Genomic DNA, 18,616 nt, shown 5'->3' with positions numbered 1-18,616 from the left:
CCCGCCGGGAGCATGTGGGGGGATAGTGCTCCCGGCGGGCCATCCAACCTCAGGACAACCGCATCAGAAGATGAAGTCGCTGTTGTCGAGATCGGATACGTTGACGCCCTTGAGGACGAGGACATCGGTGCCGTGCTCGACGACGGTATCGTGGCCGACCTGCATGACCCGGAGGTCCGACATGCTGTCCACTTCCGCAAGACGGCTCGCATCAATCCGGTCGTGATCGGCCCGGAAGTCGCTCACCACGTCCCGGCCGCCGCCCTTCTGGAAGATGAAGGTGTCGTTGCCCGCGCCACCCGAGAGCCGGTCGTCGCCCGACCCGCCCTTGAGCACGTCGTTGCCGGCGCCCCCGTAGAGCTTGTCGCTGCCCGACCCGCCGTCGAGACGGTCGTCGCCGGACCGGCCATAGAGCTTGTCGTTGCCGCCCTCACCCCAGAGCCGGTCGTTGCCGGCCCCGCCGTCGAGCGAGTCATGCCCGGACCTGCCGTAGAGCTTGTCATGGCCCGCTCCGCCGTAGAGCTTGTCGTGACCCGCGCCGCCGTCGAGGCCGTCATTGCCATCCTGACCCCAGAGCCGGTCGTTGCCGGACCTGCCATAGAGCTTGTCATGGCCGTCGTCGCCCCTGAGCCGGTCATGGCCGCGACCGCCCCACTCGACCTCGTTCACCGGCCCCACCGGACCCACGACCGGTGGCTGCTCGCCGGGAAGCTGGTTGACAGGAGGCTGAACAACCGGAGGTTGGACCGGAGGCTGCACGACCGGGGGTTCAGAGCGTGTGTAGGTGATCTGATGGTCGCCGCTCGTCAGGGTGGTGACGCCTTGGTCGTTGGTCTCTTCGGTATAGTCGGCGAGCGACTTGCCCGGAGGCAGTTCGATCACATCCTGGGCTCTCAAGGTGCCTACGATGGTGTCCTTGCCGCCGTTGGAACTGAACACGATCCGGTGTGCCGAGGCCAAAGCCGCAATGTCGACCACATCATCACCCCCCGTGCCATCGATCGTGATGGTGTTGAGGCGCAGGCTGGTGCCCGAGAAGTCGCCGACGATGTTGAACGTATCGCCGGGACCGGCTCCTCCGCCGGCGCCCGAGGGATCCACGCCGTTGATCCGGATCTCCTCGATCTCGGTCAGCTCGGCGATGATCGAGGTATTGCTAGTGCCGTTGCGCGTAATCACGATCTCCGTTGCAGCGGCCAGGCTGGCGAGGTTGTTGCCAGGGAGGGCATCCCAGGCGGCGCGGGTGTAGATGTTGTAGGTCTCCGCACTCGCATTGCCGTTGATGACGAACGTGTCGCCGAGGCCACCTTCCGTTCCGCCATTGACGATGTCACGGCCGTCCGTCGCACCACTCGCGTTGGCGTTCCAGATGATCCTGTCATCGCCGTCGCCAGCGTTGATTGTGTCGATGTCGAGCCCACCGGTGATGGTGTCGTTTTCGGCCAGTCCGTTTATGACATCGTTGCCGGCAAGGCCATTGATAGCGTCAGCATTGGCTGTGCCATTGAGCGGGTTGTCAGCGACAGGGGTTCCGACGATTGGCGCAGTCGCCGGGCCAGCCAGGATGAAGTCGGAAGCATTGATGTTGGTGACATCCAGCTCTTCGAGGCGGATCGTCCCGATCGTCACCAAGTTGGCATCCCGGATAGTGATCAGGGTGTCGTCTGTCGCACCATCCTCAATATCCTGCAGCTGGATGCGGGAGGTCGCTGTGGTGCCGATGTTCGCCGCGGTGAGCCCCAAGGCGCTGAGATCAATCAGGTCTTGGCCGCCAGTGGCGTTAGCGTCGAAGGTGTTGATTATGTCGGCCCCGAAGCCGGAAGCCGTGTAACGAACGATGTCGTTGCCGTTGCTGACACTGATCGTGTCGTCGCCAGCCCCGCCAACAATCGTGTCCATATCGTCACCGGTTCCGCCCGACAAAACATCATTTCCGGTCCCTCCATCGATAAGGTCGCTACCGTCACCGCCATCGATGTTGTCGTTGCCGGCGCCGCCAAAGAGCTGGTTGTCACCGGTGTTGCCATCCATGTCGTTGTCGAGAGCATTGCCTGTACCGTTGATCGCGGCAGCGCCGGTCAGGGTCAGGTTGTCGACATTGGCGCCGAGCGTGTAGCCGATGGACGCGTTGACACGGTCAACACCTGCGTCGGCTGCCTCGTTGACAACGTCACCGACATTGTCGACGACGTAGGTGTCGTCTCCGAGTCCGCCGGCGAGCGTGTCGGCGCCGAGGCCGCCATCGAGGGAGTCGTTGAGATCGCCGCCGCTGATGACGTTGTTGAGCGCGTTGCCAGTACCGACGAACGGGTCGGCATCGACTCCCTCATACGAGAGGTTCTCGATATTGGCCAGGAGCGCCAGCGAATAAGTCGCCGCCAGCGTCTCGACCGTATCGGTGCCCCCCGTAGCCGTCTCGACGATCACGTCCTCGCCAGTGTCGTCGACATAAGTGTCGTTGCCGTCACCGCCGACCAGGTGATCGACGCCGTCGCCGCCGTCGAGCCTGTCGCTGCCGGCGCCGCCTACGAGCAGATCATCGCCGAGGCCGCCGGCGAGATCGTCGTTGTCGCCGCCGCCAAAGATCAGGTCGTTGCCGCTGCCGCCGGTGATCGCGTCATTGTCGCCGTCTTCGCCGGCAATGAGGTTGTTCACTGTGGAAGCAGCGAGGTTGACACTACGCGTGCCGCCGCCGCCCGGGTCGGCCCGGTTGATGGCGTAGTCCCCAACCAGCTGGTAGCCGTTGAAGACGGCGCCGTTGAAGTTGATGAACTCGACGCCAGTCTGGGCGTTGGCACCGTCGAAGTGGTTCGCCACCCTGATGGACTGCGCCACCGTGTTGGCACCATCCGGGAGGCTGTAGTTGATAACCAGATCGCCATCACTGGTGTTGGTGTTATTGTCCACGACATTGAGGGCAGAGATGGTCCGGATCGGCAAGCCGTCGACGTCGGTACCGGTGGTCGGGGCGAGGATCGAGATCCGATCCGCGGCGCCGGCTGAGGCAGCTTCGTTGATGACATCGTTGCCGTCGCCGAGCGAGAACGAATAGGTGTCATCGCCCGCACCGCCGTTGAGGGTGTCACCGGCGACGACGCCAGTGGAGACGGTGGTGCGGGTGATGGCCAGGGTGTCGACTGAGACAAACTCGCCTGCTTCCAGCGTGTTGACGACAAAGCGGATCGCCGCGTTCGCCGTGAAGGCGCCAGTGCCGAAGAGAGTGAGGTCGATATTACGCGGCGTCAGGGATGACGTGCTGTTGATGGTATCGACTAGAACGAAATCGGTTCCGTTCCGAGAGAAGAAGACAGTGACGGCGTCACCATCCGGCGGTCCCTCGAGGCTGTTGCGGGCTACCGTATAGGAAAGCGTCGCCCCAGTGGCATTGCTCAGATCGACAGTACGCTGGATCTGCCCGCCGTCCCCGGCATTGAACCGAAGGACATCCTGGCCATTGTCAATCTGGATTTGGCCACCGGTCGGGCTGCCATTCGGGCTGTTATTAGGCCCGAGGCCGTCGTTGGTTTCTGCCCAGCTGGTCGTCCAAGCGGGGTTGCCGTTGGGACCATTGGAGTTGCTGAAGCTGCTGGTGTTGAAGTTGTCCTGGAAGGTCACGGTGGTCAGAGTTGCCACCGTGCCATCGGCACCACCAACAAGGATGTCGTTGCCAGCGTTGCCATTGAGAACATCCACCCCAGCCAAGCCGAGGATGAGGTCATCCCCAGCCGTGCCGTTGAGAGCGGGCTGATTCAGCGGCGCGGCGCCTTGCGGGGCCAAGCCGTTGTCGCTATAGGGCGTGCCGGTGATGATGTTGAGCGCACCGCCATCGGCGAACTGCAGCTTCTCCATGTGGCGGAGCAGGTCGGTCCCCTCGAGCGGATTCACGCCGCCGGTGTTGGCGACCACCAGCGTGCCGTCAGCCTGCGCTGAGAACGAGTAGTTGGCGCGGACGTCGGAATAGACCGCCGTGTCGATGTCCGTCGAAGGTCCGGTCGGCGTGACGATGTCGCGGACGATCTTGAGCTGGCCCGGGTTGATCTCGCCCGAGAACACCTTCTGGACCAGCGTCGTCATGCTGTCATGGTAACTCAGGACGAGGTTGCCGACCGGACCGTTCTCGTCGAATTCGGACATCACGGCGATGCGCACGCGAAGCCAGGCGTCGCCGTCGATGATGTCGTCGCCGCCGCGGCCTTCGATCACGTCGCTTCCTGCTCCGCCGAGCAGGATGTTGCCGCCGACGAACCGACCCTGGGCGTCGAACGAGGCCGGTCCCGCGCCGGCAAGCAGCGCCTGCAGGCCCGTGATGAGAGCGATGCCCTCGGCGTCGAGCGCGCTGCCGCGGAAGCCCTCCGTCGGCATGTCGGCCGCCGTGACGTCGGAGCCGCGGATGACGTCGTTATGGGCCGAACCCGAAGCGCCCTCGACCTGGGTGAAGCTGTCGAGCGCGGCATCGGCCGGAAGCACCGGAAGACCGGGCAGTATCTGGGTGTTGAGGTCGACATTGACGGCGAATTTCATGCCATCGTAAGTCGTCCAGTCGTAGCCGGACATGCCGTCGAACTTGCCGCGGCCCAGGCTGCCGAACCAGATGTCGTCGCCGCCCTCGCCGATGAACTCGTCGAAGCCGCCGTCGCCGTGGAACACGTCGTGTCCCTTGACCGCGTCTTGTTGGAACTGATCGTCGAAGTTGTCGCCGATGGCGCCGGTCCAGGCACCGACTTCGATCCAGTCGTCACCCTCCCCGCCCATCGTCTGTTCGGTGGTCTTGCTGCCGTAGACGAAGTCGTTGCCGACGCCGCCAAAGGCCTCGTCCAAACCGTCCGCGCCGAGGACGATGAAGTCCTGGCCTTCGTCGGCGACCACCAGGTCGACGCCTTGGCCCGCGTTGACCGCGTCATGGCCGCGACCGGTGCGCATGATGTCGTCGCCGAACAGATCGGTGATGATGTCGTCGCCGTCGCCGCCGATGTACTGGTCGTTGCCCGCGCCGCCTTCCATGCGGTCGTTGCCGCCGTCGCCGTAGAGGGTGTCGTCACCCTCGCTGGCGATGAGGGTGTCGTCCTCGTCGGTGCCGCCCAAGAGGACGTGTTCGGTGCCGGTGTAGCGCAGGTAGTTCGTCTCAACTCCGGCCGTCGCCGGATTGTCGCGGATCACGAGCGGGGTGAGGATGCTGCCGCCGAGTGGGTCGTTGCCGAGGTGATCGTCAGCGGTCCCCGCGATGCCGTCGACGCCAGTCCGATTGTCGGCAGCTTCGTTTACGAGCGTGGCTGGATTATCGAGCAGGATGCCGTCGGCGCCTGCCGCAACAAGGCCCGGGTTCCACTGCTTGCTCCGGTCGACCTCAAGGATGAGGCCGGGCGTAGAGAACACGTCCGAGGGCAGATGGCCGGCGTCGGCGTTGAGGCCGATCACCTTGGCGAAGGTGTTGTTCTCCATCTCGGAGAGCAGATGCAGGCCGTCGAGCCGCTGCAGATAGTAGAAGCGGTCGCCGTCCTGGAGCTTCTCGAGCTGGACCTCGAACACGAAGTTGAAGGTCGAGCCCAGCATGCCGCCGAACGGCATGACCTTTTCGGCCAGACCGCCGATCCAGAGGTCGACGTTGTCGAGGCCGCCCAGCGTGCCGCCGGCGTAGATGCCGGTGGCGTTGAGGAAGGCGAGGCGGTCGGCGTGGAAGGCCGCGAGCGCGGCCGGGTCGGTGGGAACGACGATGTCGCCGAAGCTGGTGCCGAAGATCAGCGCCATGGCCGCGTCGCGCTTGCCCTCGACCGTGGTCTGGCCGGTGATCAGCGTGTGGGTGCCGTAGGCCGCGACGAAGTTTATGATCGAGGCCTCGTTCTTGAGGTGGCCGGCGAAATCGGTCCAGCTCGCATAGGGCCGCAGTTCCTCGGCGTGGCTGGAGGCCTCGAAGAATTCACGGCGCGCGGCGTTGAGCGAGGGTACGCCGGTGTCGCGTCCGCGGGCCAGGTTGATGGTGGCGAGGTCGAGCGGCAGGCCGAGCAGGTTGTTGCGCAGCGCGCTGGTGACGAACTCGTCGATCTCGTTGCCGACCTGGCGGGTCATGCCGCGGATGATGTTGCCGGCGGCGACGCTGTCGGCGACGGTGTGGCCCGTGTCGAACTCGATCGGATTGAGGAAGCCCTCGATCAGGCTGATCTGGTCGTTGGTGAAGGTCGGGTCGAGCCGATCGATGGTCTCGGTCAGCATCGAGTGGCCGAAGCGGTAGACCACGTGGGCGAACTCCGCGACGATGCTCGGATCGATGTCGGCGTGGTAGCCGTCCGGCACGACGAAGAAGTCGATGTTGGGCTGGATCTTGCGGGCGAAATCCTCGAACACGAGATGCTGGTACTGCATCTCGGTGCCGAACTTGGCGGCCTGGAACAGGCGCTCGCCGTCCCAGATCAGCGTATTGGCCAAGGCATGGATCCCCGCCGCGTCGGTCGGGATGGCATTGACCTGGGCCTGGGTCAGATCGACATCCAACCACTCGTTGATGAAGGCCCTGTCCTTGGTCGCGAGCACGATTTCCTTGGTGTGCTCGACCAGCCGGTTGTGCTCGGAGTGGAAGATGTGGTGGACGGCGGTGAGGCCGATGTTCTCGTTGGCGCGACCGTCGCCGGCAATGAAGTGGGCGTCCAGCAGTTCGTTGTCGTAGACCGCCAGCCCGTTGCCCGGGTTCCCAAGCCCGATCTCGAGATCGCCGTCGGCGAGACCGTTCGGGACTGCGTCATGGGCGATGTCCGCCAGGAAGGCGGCGTTGATGCGGAGCGCGGTGGAAACGCCAACCGGCGCGGTCGAGGTGCCGGAAATGACGATGTCGTCCGCCGTGTTCGGAATGCCGTCGGCGCCGACGCCGGTGATGATCTGCGCGAAGCCCGCGGCGTTGGGGATGAAATTGCCGTACGCATCGGTGCGCAGCAGCGGTACCGCGCCGACGTCCTGGTCGGTCAGCAGGATGCCAAGCATTTTCGCCTGCGCTTTGAGCTCGCCCCAGGTGGCCATGCCGCCCGGCTGCGCGCCGCCGCCCTCGATCAGCTTGCCGGTGGCGTGCGGGACGCCGTTGGCGTCGAGCGCATACTGGCGCAGGAACACCTGGTGGGAGGCGTGCGAGCTATAGGTCTGGTTCTGGTCGACGAACGGGGTCGTGGTGTTGACCGGGCGGACGTCGTCCGCCGTGCCCATGACGCCGTCGGCGCCGGCCGTGACGGTGGCGCGGGTCAGCACCATGAAGTTGGTGTGGCTGCCCGGCACGTACAGCGGATCGTCCGGCTGAAGCGGCACGAACACGGTGCCGCTGCCGCCCTTGTTGACGAGATCCAGACCGTGGTCGAAGAACTGGCCGAACAGCGTGAACCATGAATTGAACGGGGCCGACAGGCCGACGTCCGGGGAGACGTTGGTGATCTGGACGTTGTCGCCGTCCATCGTGAGGCCGAACGGCACGAGGGCCGTATCGCGGACCCCGCGGGCGGCTGCCAGATCGGCGAGCTTGACGGTGTGCGCCGCCGTCGCGGTGTCCAGGAGGTCGAGCGCCGCCTGTTCGGCGTCGCTGGGAGGGGTGGTTTCGTCGCCGTCGCTGAGAGCGTTCGCCGCGGTCTTGGCATTCTGCATCACCACGCGGGCCTGATACTCGGCGTCGAGCGCGGGCTTGAAGGCGGCGTAGATGGCCTGCACCAAAGCGACGTTGGCGAGGCTGGCGTCGACCACGCCGCCGGCCTGCAGCCCCTTGATGATGGCGGCCGGGTTGGCCAGCGTCTGGTCGACGATCAGGTTGGAGATGGTGCGCAGGCTGGCGTCGAACACCAGCGAGTTCGGGTCGTTCGAGGGATCGTAGTTCGCCGCCGTGGGCATCGCCGGCGCGGGTCCGGGGCCGTCGGGATCGAACATGGTGCCGTCCGCCGGCCGGTAGACCGGGGCGAGCAGTTCGGGGAACGGCTGATCGGCGGCGCCCCACTTCTCCTGGCCGGGCAGCAGGTTGTTGTTCTGCCCGTCGACCGTCCGAAGCCCCATGCTGAGGTTGTAGGATGGAACGGAGCCGGTCTGGCCGGCCAAGCCAATGCCGTAGAGCGGCGCCGCGTTCGGATCATTCGGGTTGGCGATGTAGGCGGCGTGCTTCTCCGCAATTTTGATCTGCTCCAGGATGAATTCGAGATCAGATTTGATATAAGCTACCATGGTCGTGCCCTCCCGGTGACTGCCGCAATGCTGACGGCAACTGAACACATTCTGGGCAGATTAAGGGGGGCTTAACTATACGGGCTGAAGTCCCAATGGCGGGCCCGGCACCAAGGTCTTGCACGCACCTCGGACTTTGGTCGGGACACCGACGATGGTCTGATGAACCCCCACGGACTCGCTTACGGACTGCACCGGCAACGCTGCGCGGCATGAGACTTTAATCCGCAAACTCGTTCGATGCCTGCTGCATTTGATGCGGATTTTCGCACATCGAGCCTGACCGCCTCGGAAGCGCTACCTCCTTGGTATAGGCTTTACCTGTTTGAAACAGGAGAATTACCTTAGAATGCCTCCAGATCCCGGCCTCCCACGAGAGCCACGGATCGGCGGCCGGGGGGATAGTGACTGTGTATGCTTCGTATGACGTAACGCTTGGTTCGTCTCCAGAAGCGCTGCCGAGGAAGAGGAGAAGCCTCGCCAGCCGGTTCCTCCTGGTAGCCTTTGCCGTCATGGTGATCGGCATGCTGGCCTTAGGAACCCTCGTCTCATGGCAGATCGAGAAGAGCGTGGCCGAGATCAAAGCCGCCTCGACCGCACTTTATGTCAACACCGTCCTCGCGCCGCACCTGCAGGAGATCGCGCCGGACGACGCTCTCTCGGACCAGACTATCGACGCTTTACAGCATGCTCTCGGGCGGCCTGATCTCCAGGCTCTCGTCGCCTCGGTCAAGGTCTGGAACAAGGACGGGCTGATCGTCTACAGCAATCAGCGGGACCTGATTGGAGAGAAGCCCGCACCGAATACTCCGCTGAGGATGGCCTGGGAAGGGATCATTTCCGCGAAGTTCGACGAATCCTACGACGACATCGACGCCGGTTTGCATGCGACCGGCCGCCCGCTGCTCCGGGTTCTCGCCCCGATCCGCGACTTCAACAGCGGCAATGTCATCGCCGTGGTGGAGTTTCATGAACGTGCGGATGCGTTGAATGCGGAACTGGCGGCGGCCGAATGGAAAACCTGGCTGACGACGGCTCTCATCACTCTCAACATGATGGGCTGCCTCTTCGCCATCGTCGCCAATGGAAGCAAAACGATCGATCGACAGCGCGAAGCCTTGAAAAGGCGCGTGGCGCAGCTCTCAGAGCTGCTGCATCAGAACAGTGTCCTGCAAAGGCGGATCGAACGTGCCGCCCGCAATGCAACGGAAGACAACGAACGCCTCCTGCGCCGGATGGGCTACGATCTGCACGACGGCGTTGCGCAGTTGATCAGCCTCGCGCTCTTGCGGATCGACCGCGTCAAAGGCGCGCAAGGCGACCATGAAAACCTTCAGAAGATCCAAAAGGCGATGTCGGATGCGTTGAACGACACCCGCAACATCTGCAAAGGCCTTCTCCTACCGGAGATCCAAAAGATGACGCTTCCGGAAGCGTTGATGTTCATGATCCGACAGCACGAGCGCAGGACGAATGCTGCGATCGTCTGCAACATCCGGACTCCCCTGCCCGACCAGGCGCCCCAGTTCGTCAAGATCGCCCTGTGCCGCCACATTCAGGAAAGTTTGAACAACGCCTTCAAGCATGCCGGCGGTCGCGAGCATGAGGTCAATATCGAGTGGGACGGTGCAGCCATCACGGTGGAGGTGGCCGACAAGGGCCCGGGCATCTGCGATACCGGCTCGAAGCACGATGAGCCGCGCCTGGGATTGTCCGGTCTTCGCGACCGCATCGAAAGCATCGGCGGGGAATTGAGCATCAGGAGCGCGCCGGACGTCGGAACCCGGATCAAGGCCTCGCTGCCTCTCGGAGGACAGGATGCCGCCTAAGATCCGGATCGGCGTCGTCGACGATCATTCCCTCTACCGGGACGGGGTGGTGTTCGCGCTGGAATCGGAACCCGACATCGAAGTCGTCGCCCAGGGCGAGACAGCCGCCGACGCCATCCAGATCGCCCACGACCACGCGCCGGACGTCCTTTTGCTGGACATGAACATGCCGGGCAGCGGGATCAAAGCAGTTTCCAAGATCGCGCTCAAATACCCCTCGACGAAGACCCTGATGCTGACGGTGGTCGACGACGAGGACGAAGTTCGCAGCGCCTTGAGGAAGGGTGCGCGGGGCTACCTCCTGAAGGGCACCAGCAGTTCGGAACTCGTGAATGCCGTCCGCCTCGTCAACAAGGGGCAGAACTATGTATCGCCGAGCTTCGCGGCGAAACTCATTGTGTCGAGACGTGAAGAGGCCAATCCTTCCGACCCGTCGCGCCGGTTTCCTGAGTTGTCCTTAAGGGAAGAGCAGATCCTGATGCTGATTCTCCGCGGTCGCAGCAATCGGCAGATCGGCGACGAGTTGAGGCTGTCCGAGAAAACGGTCAAGGGCTACGTGACCGCCATCATGGAGAAGCTCCATGTACGCAATCGCGTCGAGGCAGCCATGCTCGCCGCCGAGCGCGTCTCGGAGAAACGCTGATCTGCGTCCCCCTCCTCAATCGGGCTAGTCCCCTACTCCTTCCGTGATAACACTCAAGAGGCTCTTAAGACAGGTTTCCCTCACCTTGGAGACATTGCCTAACGTAAAGCAACTTCAGTATTCTTACCAAGGCGCTAGAGCTTGATGGGAAAGCGATAGAGCCAAAGACAATTCAGCGCCCTTGCGGCGGGACGTGATTGGATCTGGGGGGCTCCATGACAGGTGAAATTCGTGTCGGTGTTGTGGACAAACACCCGCTCTATCGCGACGGGGTTGTCCTGGCACTGAACGCCCAACTGGATATCGATGTCCTCGCGCAAGGCATCTCCGTCTGGGACGCGCTGGAGATCGCGCAAGAAAGCCAACTGGACGTGATCGTGCTCGATGCGGGTACCCTCGATGAAAGCATGGGCGCCGTGGAATCGATCCTTCAGCAGCATCCGACGATTGGAATCCTGATCGTTGCCGAAACCGCCGACGAGGAGCAGGTCTATGCTGCCCTGAAGCGCGGCGTGCGCGGCTATTTGCTGAAAGGCACGAACGCAAGCGAGCTGGTTCAGACCGTACGGGTGCTGAGCCAGGGCCAGAGCTACATCGCGCCGAGCCTCGGGGCGAAGCTCCTTATGCGGTCTTCTCCCGTGGCGGCCCGTGAGGTGACCGGCGAAACCCGGCTCCCGCATCTCACGCCCCGCGAGCAGCAGATCCTATCGATTCTCGCTCAGGGGCGCTCCAACAAGGAGATCGGCAACAAACTGGAGCTCAGCGAGAAGACGATCAAGCATCATCTCACCAACATTCTCCAGAAGCTGCGGGTTCGCAATCGGGTCGAAGCCGCGCTCTTCGTCTCCAATCACATGCCGAACAGTCTTCTGGCCTCCTGAAAGGCCGTCCTCCCTTATCCTTGAGCAGCGATAAGCCTGCGAGCGTCGGCAACGCTGGCGCTCGCGGCGCTGGCAAGAAGCCGGACATCGTTGGGAAGCGTGACCAGATCGAAGCCCCAGCCGACCGCCTTCGCCGCGTACGCGGGACTGCCGCAATGGAGCGCGGCGCGGATCCCGGCCTGATGCGCCCTCGCGAGGATCGTATGGATCGCCTCGAGCATCTCCGGCTCTTCCCGGTCGAAGCCGACGGGGTAGCGCTTTCCGGTCAGCCCAAGGGTCAAATCGGCCGGGCCGATATAGACCCCATCCAGGCCCGGCGTCGAAACGATGTCGTCGAGATTGCGAAAAGCCTCCGCCGTCTCGATCATCGCAAAGCAGAGAATCTCGCTGTCGGCTTCAGTCGCATAATTGGGACCGGCTGAGAAATTGGCGCGGGTCGGCCCGAGGCTCCGGGTTCCTTCCGGCGGATAGCGCACGTAGGACACAAGCTCCGCCGCCTCGGCGCCGTTGTTGATCATCGGGCAGATCACCCCATAGGCGCCCGCGTCGAGCGCCCGCATGATCGCGGCAGGATCGAGCCAGGGCACGCGTATGAGCGGCGTGATGTCGCTCGAGCGCATGGCCTGCAGCATGCCGACCGCTGCCTGATACCCGATGACGCCGTGCTGCAGATCGATCGTGATCGAGTCGTAGCCCTGTTCCGCCAGGATTTCGGCCGTGAACGCATTCGCGATCGACAGCCAACCGTTCAGCACCGGCTTGCCGGATGCCCATTGCGCCTTGATCTTGTTAGGCCTCATCTCGCCTCCTTAAATGTATCCCGCACGCGCTTCCAATCACCTATCGGCCCTTGGCCTTGCGCCACGCCGCAAAGTCGGTGTGGGTCTGCTCGTCAGTCGGCGGATAGAGGCCTAGGATCGAGCGGCCCTTCAGCACCTCTTCCTGCACGAAATCTTCGAAAGCGGTCATCTCCACTGCCTCGCTCGCAATCTCGTCCGCCAGGTGAGCCGGAATCACGACCACGCCGTCGCCATCGCCGACGACAACGTCGCCGGGCCAGACCGGCACGTCGCCGCATCCGATCGGCACGTTGATGTCGAGGGCTTGGTGATGCGTCAGGTTCGTCGGGGCGGAGGGGCGGCTGTGATAGGCCGGGATCGCGAGCCGCGAGATCTCGAGCGAGTCGCGGAAGCCGCCATCGGTCACCACGCCTGCGACGCCCCGCTTCATCAAGCGGGAGACCAGGATGCCGCCAGCGGAAGCGGCTCGGGCATCCTTGCGGCTGTCGATCACCATGACCGCACCCGGAGGGCATTCCTCGACGGCCTTGCGCTGCGGATGGGCACGGTCCTGGAACACGGTGATCGGATTGAGATCCTCGCGGGCGGGAATGTAGCGAAGGGTGAATGCCTCGCCCACCATGGTGCTGAGATCGGGATTGAGCGGGCGCACATCCTGAATGAACTGATTGCGCAGACCGCGCTTGTAGAGCGCCGTGCAGAGCGTCGCGGTGCTGACGCTCTTGAGCTTCTCGCGGGTTTCTGGCTTCAGCGTGGTCATCGTTCTCTCCCTGTCCCGGCATGCCCGGCTCAAGGGAGGATCACCATATGATGGCGGCGCTGTCCAGATTGTCGGCCCCGGGTCCGGCGAAATGCGGACGAGGTATCGCTCCCTCTGGACCGGGGTCCGAGGACAGGAAGCCTGACCGCCTGGATCAGGATGCTTCCAGATTCACCGCTGCATATCTCCGTGCCCAGAGCGCCGCCTGCGTGCGGTTGCGGACGCCTGCCTTCTTCAGTATGGCCTTGATATGGACCTTGACGGTGGCCTCGGAGAGATTGAGGTTGCGCGCAATGACCTTGTTGGGCGCTCCTTCTTTCAGGAAGCCGAGGATTTCCGCTTCCCTGTTGGACAATTTCCCTCTTTGCAAATCCAGCATTTCCTCCCGCCCGGTCGCGATCGTAAGAACGATGTCCGAAGGAAGAATGGCTTCGCCCAGCATCACCAGTTCGAACGACGTGACGAGGACATCGTGTGGATACGTGGATAGACAGAAGCCGTCTGCTCCCGCCTTCCAAGCGACGGAGACGAGGGCGGAATCGAAATGGTCAGCGAGCAGAACGATTTTCGCCTTGGGAATGTGCGCCTTCGCCTTCCTGATCAGATCGACCACTCCCTCGGCAAAGCTGTTGCCGTCGATGATGAAAAGGACGGGCGCTCCAGCGGGAACCTCTGGCAGGCCTGTATGATCGTCGATCATCTCGCGATGGACGGCAAAGCCGACATCCGCAAGGATCTTCTCCAGCCCCAGGCGAAGCAGCGGACTTGTGCAGATCGGGAACACGACGACCGGGGCCACTCCCTCATCGTCGGACATCGGCCAGGTTCTGTTCAAGCTGTGCAATGACATGAGTTCCTCTCACTTCCTCCAGTGGAGATCCGGTCTCGACCGGCTGAGCGGGCGGCCCTTATCGAATGACGTAGACGACTTTGCGGGACATCGCGTCGACGACGAAGCGATGGTCGGCTACGACGGCATAGCGGTAAGTCTCATGGTTCGGAATCCGATGCAGTTCGACCGTTTCAGGCAGGCTTTCTCCAACCGACAGACCTCTGCCGACGCGGGCTTCGGATGAGACCTCTCTGTGGTTCAGCCTCGCGGAGAAGTCGGCAGCGATATTTCGAACGGCATCGGGTATGTCGGCCAGAGATGTCGCTGTGTTGGTCGCGTTTGGCGCCGTGGTGGGCATCGCGACGGCGCCGAGAGAGAATACGGCAAAAGCCAGATGACATGCGGCTCTCATTCTCATCCTCTATCACTCGCCAAGTTGAATAGAGAACGGAACGATAGGTCGGTTTATTCCCGCTACCTTAGAAAAATTCTCAAAATTGTAAGGGACCGGAAAGTCCGTCTTTTCTCGGACCCTAGCGGGCCGCTTCGGCCAATGCTTTGGCCTCCGCTTCGTCAACGAGCGGCGTGCCTGCACCGACCGCCTGCAGATAGGCTTCCATCGGATCCTCACCCCCGCTAGGCACATATCCGGCATCAGCGGCAGCGTCGCCTACCAATGCGAAGGTCACGTTCCATCCATTCCGGCGGCAGGCGACGGCTTCGGCTGCTTGGGAGGCAAGAGTGAGCCTGAATTCGCGGCACAGGGCGCCATTCCCGAGACGATAGGACGAGATCACGCGCAGTTGGCCGAATGGCAGGTCCACTTCGTCCCCGGATGCCATTCGGCTCAGTTCGCGATGAGTGGTAGGATCCTCGAGCCGCGCCATGAGATTGTCGGTTCTCTGGCTGCCTTGCCCGCCCGCCCAATAGCCGATACCGGTTGCGACAACGGCGACGGAGGCCGCCAGGGCCATGGGCAGGAACGGGAGCCCGCGGCTGCGAACCCGCCGGGGAACCTCTTGTGCGGCTCGCCGCTCCTTCGCCTCATAGGCCTCGATCTGGGCCGATACGGCGGCCTGCAAGGCCGGTGGCACTTCCGACATCAGCGCTTCGGAAAAAGCCGAGCGCATGAGTCGCCGGCTTTTCTGGAAATCGACGATCCGCCTCGCGGTGCCTGGATCTTCCGCCATCGCCTTTGCAACGGCCGCCGCGATGGGTTCGTCCAATTCACCATCTGCGAAAGCCATCAGGATCTCATCGCTGAGATACAGCTCTGACATGATCACCGCTCCATGCTCAGGCACTAGGCCGCCGCCGTCAGTTCCATCAGCCGCCTGCGGGCGCGCGCAAGGCGGCTCATCACTGTGCCGATGGGAACGTTCAGAATCTCTGCCGCTTCCCGATAGGTGAGGTCTTCACCGCAGACGAGGGCTAGAACCTCCCGCTGATCCTGAGGCAGGCCGTCGATGGCACGCTGGACCTCCAACAGGACCAGCCTGCTGAGGATCGGCCCTTCGCCGGGGTCGCCGATCAGTTGCGTCTGGGTCGTGACATCTTCCGCCATGCCTTCGGCTCTCGCTCGTCTGAGGTGGTCGATCCAGTGGTTGCGGAGGATACGGAACATCCAGGCGTCGAACCGGGTGCCCGGCATCCAACGGTCCGCATTGGCAAGCGCGCGCTCGCACGCCCCCTGAACAAGATCGTCGGCAAGGTGTTGAGAGCGGCAGAGCACCAATGCAAATCGCCTCAGCCGCGGCAGAAGTGCCACCAGTTCCTGTCCTATGGCTGTCGGCATTCCTTCTCCGCATGGCCTGTTGGTAGCATAACGGAAAAGCCGGCCGTTTTATTCCATGCTCGAGAGAATTGCTTTGTGAAGCCTTTATGGGCGCAGCTTCCGCTGCGCCTTCCGATGGCCCAAAAAGATATGGGCGGCCTGGAGGCCGCCCATAAACTCAACCCGGGATCTTTAATCGTTAGCGGATGATCTGCACGATCTTGCGGCTGCCCGGCTCGACCAGAACGGGGGTGTCGTTAACCACCGTATAGCGATAGCCCTTCACCTTGTATTGGGCGGGAACCTCGTGATAGGTCACGCCGGCCTCAGGAAGGGTCGCGCCCACCCGCACCTCTTCACGATAGGTGTAAGACGGCACCTTCTGGGTGGTGACGTACTGGCGGAATTCCGGCTGCTGCTGGTCGGCAATGCCGCCCACGATCGCGCCCGTCACGCCGCCGACGGCGGCCCCGACCGGACCACCGACGATGGCACCTCCCACTGCGCCTGTGGCAGCACCAGCGGCGGCACCACCGGACTGAGCGAAGGCAGCAGCAGGCGCAAGCGCAGCAATGACAACACCGGCAAGAAGGATCTTCTTCGACATAAGCTTACTCCTGAATGAACTGTGGGCTTGTCGCCCCGCAGCAAACAACGCGCAATCACCCGAGTAGTTTCAAAGCAAGTCGCGATATAAAAACGGGGCAATGACAGCCGACTGCGACATGAACGGCAGATGAATATTCATCTTATCGAACGTTCATCTTCACGTTCACAAATTGCTGCTTTGCAACAGGGTGCACTGCCCTGCGACAAGCCCCATCATTGAGAGCGCGTTTCTTGCCTGGGCTTTCCGAGCGCTTATCGAACAAACCCGCCTCTCAATGATTGTATTTTACCGAAGCATTTCCGGTCCTCGGCTGCCAAATCTCATTGCAGGGCCGGCGAGCGACCGGCGAAAGACGAGCACCACGATGACGGCGAGACGACGGCCCCTCCTGATTGCGGTTTCCTGTCTCGCGCTCGCCTGTCCCGTCAGGGTTCAGATCGATGTCGACCAGAACCTCAGCATTGCGCTCACGGATTCCCCCGCCACGGCCAAGGAGGGCAACAACGGCAACGGGAATGGCGGCAACGGGAATGGCAACGGCAACTCCGGCAATAGTGGAAATTCCGGGAAATCCGGAGACAATGGTAACGCCAACGGGAATGGCAACGCGGGAGGTTCAAAGGGCAACGGGAACGGCAATGGCAACGGGGAAAGCAAGAGCAACCCGGGCGGCAACGGGAATGGCGCCAATAACGGCAACGGCGGCAGCAAGGGAAATGGCAACGCCAACGGCAACAGCGGTCAAGGCAATAGCTCGAATGCCGGACAATCGAACGGACAAGGGCCATCGTCGGAACAGAAGGGCTCATCTGCCGGCGGGCAGTCCTCTGGCCAGAAAGCATCCAACTCTCAGGGAACCGCACGCTCGTCACAATCGCCCTTAACAGGCGGATTGTCGGCGCTCTTCGGAGCCATCGCCGCAAGCCTGCGCGCCCCTCCCCCTGAGCCGCTCGTGTATAAGCGGGCCACCACCCACAAACCGGCAAAGGCCAAGCCCGCTCCGGCCAGGCCCAGCTCCAGTCAGGCGTCAGTCCGCCGCGAGATCAAAGAGGATCGAACGAAAGCCAGGAATGTCGATCGGTCAGGCATGATGGTCCGTGACGCGAGCTCCGCATCCCTGCCACGAGGATCGGTGGCCAACGCACCGGCCGGTTCGCCCCTGCCGAAGCCTGCCCGGGCGAAGGACTCGATCGTTGCTGTCGGTCTTTCGCCGCTGGGTCTGAATCGTCTCAAGGCTCAGGGCTTCCAGGCTGAGCTGCAAACGCGGGGAACCCTTGTCAGCGTGGCCCGACTCGTTCCTCCCCGCGGCATGTCGCTTGGTGAAGCAAGGCGCCAGGTGCGTGTGACCGACGCTGGAGCTGTCACGGATTTCGATCATTTCTACTACACGGACGAAGGCCAGGCCTGCACCGGACCCGGATGCGAGGCGGTGTCCCTCGTCGGCTGGAACATGTCTCCGTCTCGGCAATGCGGGCCCGTTCCGACCATCGGCCTTATCGACACGGGGATCGACCGGGACCATGAGGCGCTGCAAGGCCAATCCATTGATGTCCTGCCGATGCCGCAGAGCCGCGGTGCCCCATCGCAGCGCGATCACGGCACCGCTGTTGCAGCACTTCTTGTCGGTCGAAGCGACAGCAACGCTCCCGGTCTCCTTCCGCAGGCCAATCTCGTCGCTGTCGATGCCTTCTATCGCGATGGCGGAACGGCGGATCGTACCGATGTGACGACACTTGTCGTGGCCCTGGAAGCCCTGGCCGAGCGCAGTGTGCGGATCGTTAACCTGAGCCTGTCCGGTCCTCCGAACGAGGTGCTGAAACGCGCGATCGCTTCGGCCCAGGAAAAGGGAATGCTGATCGTGGCCGCTGCCGGCAACAACGGCCCGGGCGCTGCGCCATCCTATCCGGCAGCCTATCCTGGCGTCATTGCCGTGACGGCCGTCGACCACAACCTCGCCATCTATAGCCGGGCAACGCAGGGCGAGTATATCGACCTCGCTGCGCCGGGCGTGAACCTGTGGGTTGCTGCACCGGGCGGGGGCGGCACCGCGAAAAGCGGCACCTCCTATGCGGTGCCCTTCATTTCCGCTGCCGCCGCTATCCTGCGCGCCTCCGATGCCCTGCCGGATGTGGCAAGCGTTCAGACGACGCTCGAGGGCAAGACCCTGGACCTCGGCAAACCGGGACGCGACAGAACCTTTGGGTTCGGCCTCCTTCAGGCAGCGAACCTGTGTCAGCCCCACCAGGACGAGACGCCGGTAGCGCGATCGGCAACGGAAACGGGCTTCGGAGTTCCCTGACCCGCCGCCG

General features: G+C 63.0%; 12 protein-coding genes. 4 read left to right on the top strand and 8 right to left on the bottom strand.

The window, feature by feature from the left end:
* Positions 1 to 63: 63 nt before the first annotated feature.
* Positions 64 to 8,178 (bottom strand): peroxidase family protein, encoded by an 8,115-nt coding sequence (locus BB934_RS16295; protein ID WP_099510577.1) that lies wholly within the window; start codon positions 8,176 to 8,178, stop codon positions 64 to 66.
* 410 nt (positions 8,179 to 8,588) lie between these two features.
* Here BB934_RS16295 and BB934_RS16285 point away from each other — a divergent pair, with 410 nt between their 5' ends.
* The 3 genes from BB934_RS16285 to BB934_RS16275 all read left to right on the top strand — a co-directional run bounded on the left by BB934_RS16285 (position 8,589) and on the right by BB934_RS16275 (position 11,531).
* Positions 8,589 to 10,007 (top strand): sensor histidine kinase, encoded by a 1,419-nt coding sequence (locus tag BB934_RS16285; protein WP_157934204.1) that lies wholly within the window; start codon positions 8,589 to 8,591, stop codon positions 10,005 to 10,007.
* Entirely contained in the window at positions 9,997 to 10,650 is a 654-nt protein-coding gene (locus tag BB934_RS16280; RefSeq protein WP_099510574.1) for a response regulator, read from the top strand. The genes BB934_RS16285 and BB934_RS16280 overlap by 11 nt, the downstream gene beginning before the upstream one ends.
* Positions 10,651 to 10,865: 215 nt before the next feature.
* Positions 10,866 to 11,531, top strand: coding sequence for a LuxR C-terminal-related transcriptional regulator (locus BB934_RS16275; RefSeq protein WP_099510573.1), 666 nt, complete (start codon positions 10,866 to 10,868; stop codon positions 11,529 to 11,531).
* A 14-nt stretch (positions 11,532 to 11,545) separates the two neighbouring features.
* On the opposite strand, the gene BB934_RS16270 is transcribed toward BB934_RS16275, so the two are convergent.
* The 7 genes from BB934_RS16270 to BB934_RS16240 all read right to left on the bottom strand — a co-directional run bounded on the left by BB934_RS16270 (position 11,546) and on the right by BB934_RS16240 (position 16,304).
* A complete protein-coding gene (locus tag BB934_RS16270; protein ID WP_099510572.1) occupies positions 11,546 to 12,331 on the bottom strand; it encodes an HpcH/HpaI aldolase family protein in 786 nt (261 codons plus the stop codon).
* Positions 12,332 to 12,371: 40 nt separating this feature from the next.
* On the bottom strand, positions 12,372 to 13,091 hold the full coding sequence (locus tag BB934_RS16265; RefSeq protein WP_173909460.1) for a ribonuclease activity regulator RraA: 720 nt from the start codon (positions 13,089 to 13,091) through the stop codon (positions 12,372 to 12,374).
* Positions 13,092 to 13,245: 154 nt separating this feature from the next.
* The gene (locus BB934_RS16260) at positions 13,246 to 13,908 is read right to left on the bottom strand and encodes a LuxR C-terminal-related transcriptional regulator (protein WP_157934203.1); all 663 of its coding nucleotides are present in this window, start codon (positions 13,906 to 13,908) and stop codon (positions 13,246 to 13,248) included.
* 91 nt (positions 13,909 to 13,999) lie between these two features.
* Positions 14,000 to 14,335, bottom strand: a complete 336-nt coding sequence (locus BB934_RS16255) for a DUF1236 domain-containing protein (RefSeq protein WP_157934202.1) — start codon at positions 14,333 to 14,335, stop codon at positions 14,000 to 14,002.
* 121 nt (positions 14,336 to 14,456) lie between these two features.
* A complete protein-coding gene (locus BB934_RS16250) occupies positions 14,457 to 15,203 on the bottom strand; it encodes an anti-sigma factor (protein WP_099510569.1) in 747 nt (248 codons plus the stop codon).
* A gap of 23 nt (positions 15,204 to 15,226) precedes the next feature.
* The gene (locus tag BB934_RS16245) at positions 15,227 to 15,718 is read right to left on the bottom strand and encodes an RNA polymerase sigma factor (protein ID WP_099510568.1); all 492 of its coding nucleotides are present in this window, start codon (positions 15,716 to 15,718) and stop codon (positions 15,227 to 15,229) included.
* A gap of 178 nt (positions 15,719 to 15,896) precedes the next feature.
* Positions 15,897 to 16,304, bottom strand: a complete 408-nt coding sequence (locus BB934_RS16240) for a DUF1236 domain-containing protein (protein ID WP_099510567.1) — start codon at positions 16,302 to 16,304, stop codon at positions 15,897 to 15,899.
* 367 nt (positions 16,305 to 16,671) lie between these two features.
* Here BB934_RS16240 and BB934_RS16235 point away from each other — a divergent pair, with 367 nt between their 5' ends.
* Positions 16,672 to 18,606 (top strand): S8 family serine peptidase, encoded by a 1,935-nt coding sequence (locus BB934_RS16235; protein WP_099510566.1) that lies wholly within the window; start codon positions 16,672 to 16,674, stop codon positions 18,604 to 18,606.
* Positions 18,607 to 18,616 lie beyond the last annotated feature (10 nt).

The organism is Microvirga ossetica (assembly GCF_002741015.1).
GTDB lineage: Bacteria > Pseudomonadota > Alphaproteobacteria > Rhizobiales > Beijerinckiaceae > Microvirga > Microvirga ossetica.
Note: the sequence above shows the minus strand (reverse complement) of the source record. Positions and strands in the feature narration are given on the sequence as shown.

Excerpts from the sequence above, each read along its gene's own strand:
- BB934_RS16250 (WP_099510569.1), bottom strand. The coding sequence starts at position 15,203 with ATGTCAGAGCTGTATCTCAGCGATGAGATCCTGATGGCTTTCGCAGAT.
- BB934_RS16280 (WP_099510574.1), top strand. The coding sequence starts at position 9,997 with ATGCCGCCTAAGATCCGGATCGGCGTCGTCGACGATCATTCCCTCTAC.
- BB934_RS16275 (WP_099510573.1), top strand. The coding sequence starts at position 10,866 with ATGACAGGTGAAATTCGTGTCGGTGTTGTGGACAAACACCCGCTCTAT.
- BB934_RS16265 (WP_173909460.1), bottom strand. The coding sequence starts at position 13,091 with ATGACCACGCTGAAGCCAGAAACCCGCGAGAAGCTCAAGAGCGTCAGC.
- BB934_RS16245 (WP_099510568.1), bottom strand. The coding sequence starts at position 15,718 with ATGCCGACAGCCATAGGACAGGAACTGGTGGCACTTCTGCCGCGGCTG.
- BB934_RS16295 (WP_099510577.1), bottom strand. The coding sequence starts at position 8,178 with ATGGTAGCTTATATCAAATCTGATCTCGAATTCATCCTGGAGCAGATC.
- BB934_RS16235 (WP_099510566.1), top strand. The coding sequence starts at position 16,672 with ATGACGGCGAGACGACGGCCCCTCCTGATTGCGGTTTCCTGTCTCGCG.
- BB934_RS16240 (WP_099510567.1), bottom strand. The coding sequence starts at position 16,304 with ATGTCGAAGAAGATCCTTCTTGCCGGTGTTGTCATTGCTGCGCTTGCG.
- BB934_RS16270 (WP_099510572.1), bottom strand. The coding sequence starts at position 12,331 with ATGAGGCCTAACAAGATCAAGGCGCAATGGGCATCCGGCAAGCCGGTG.
- BB934_RS16260 (WP_157934203.1), bottom strand. The coding sequence starts at position 13,908 with ATGTCCGACGATGAGGGAGTGGCCCCGGTCGTCGTGTTCCCGATCTGC.
- BB934_RS16255 (WP_157934202.1), bottom strand. The coding sequence starts at position 14,335 with ATGAGAGCCGCATGTCATCTGGCTTTTGCCGTATTCTCTCTCGGCGCC.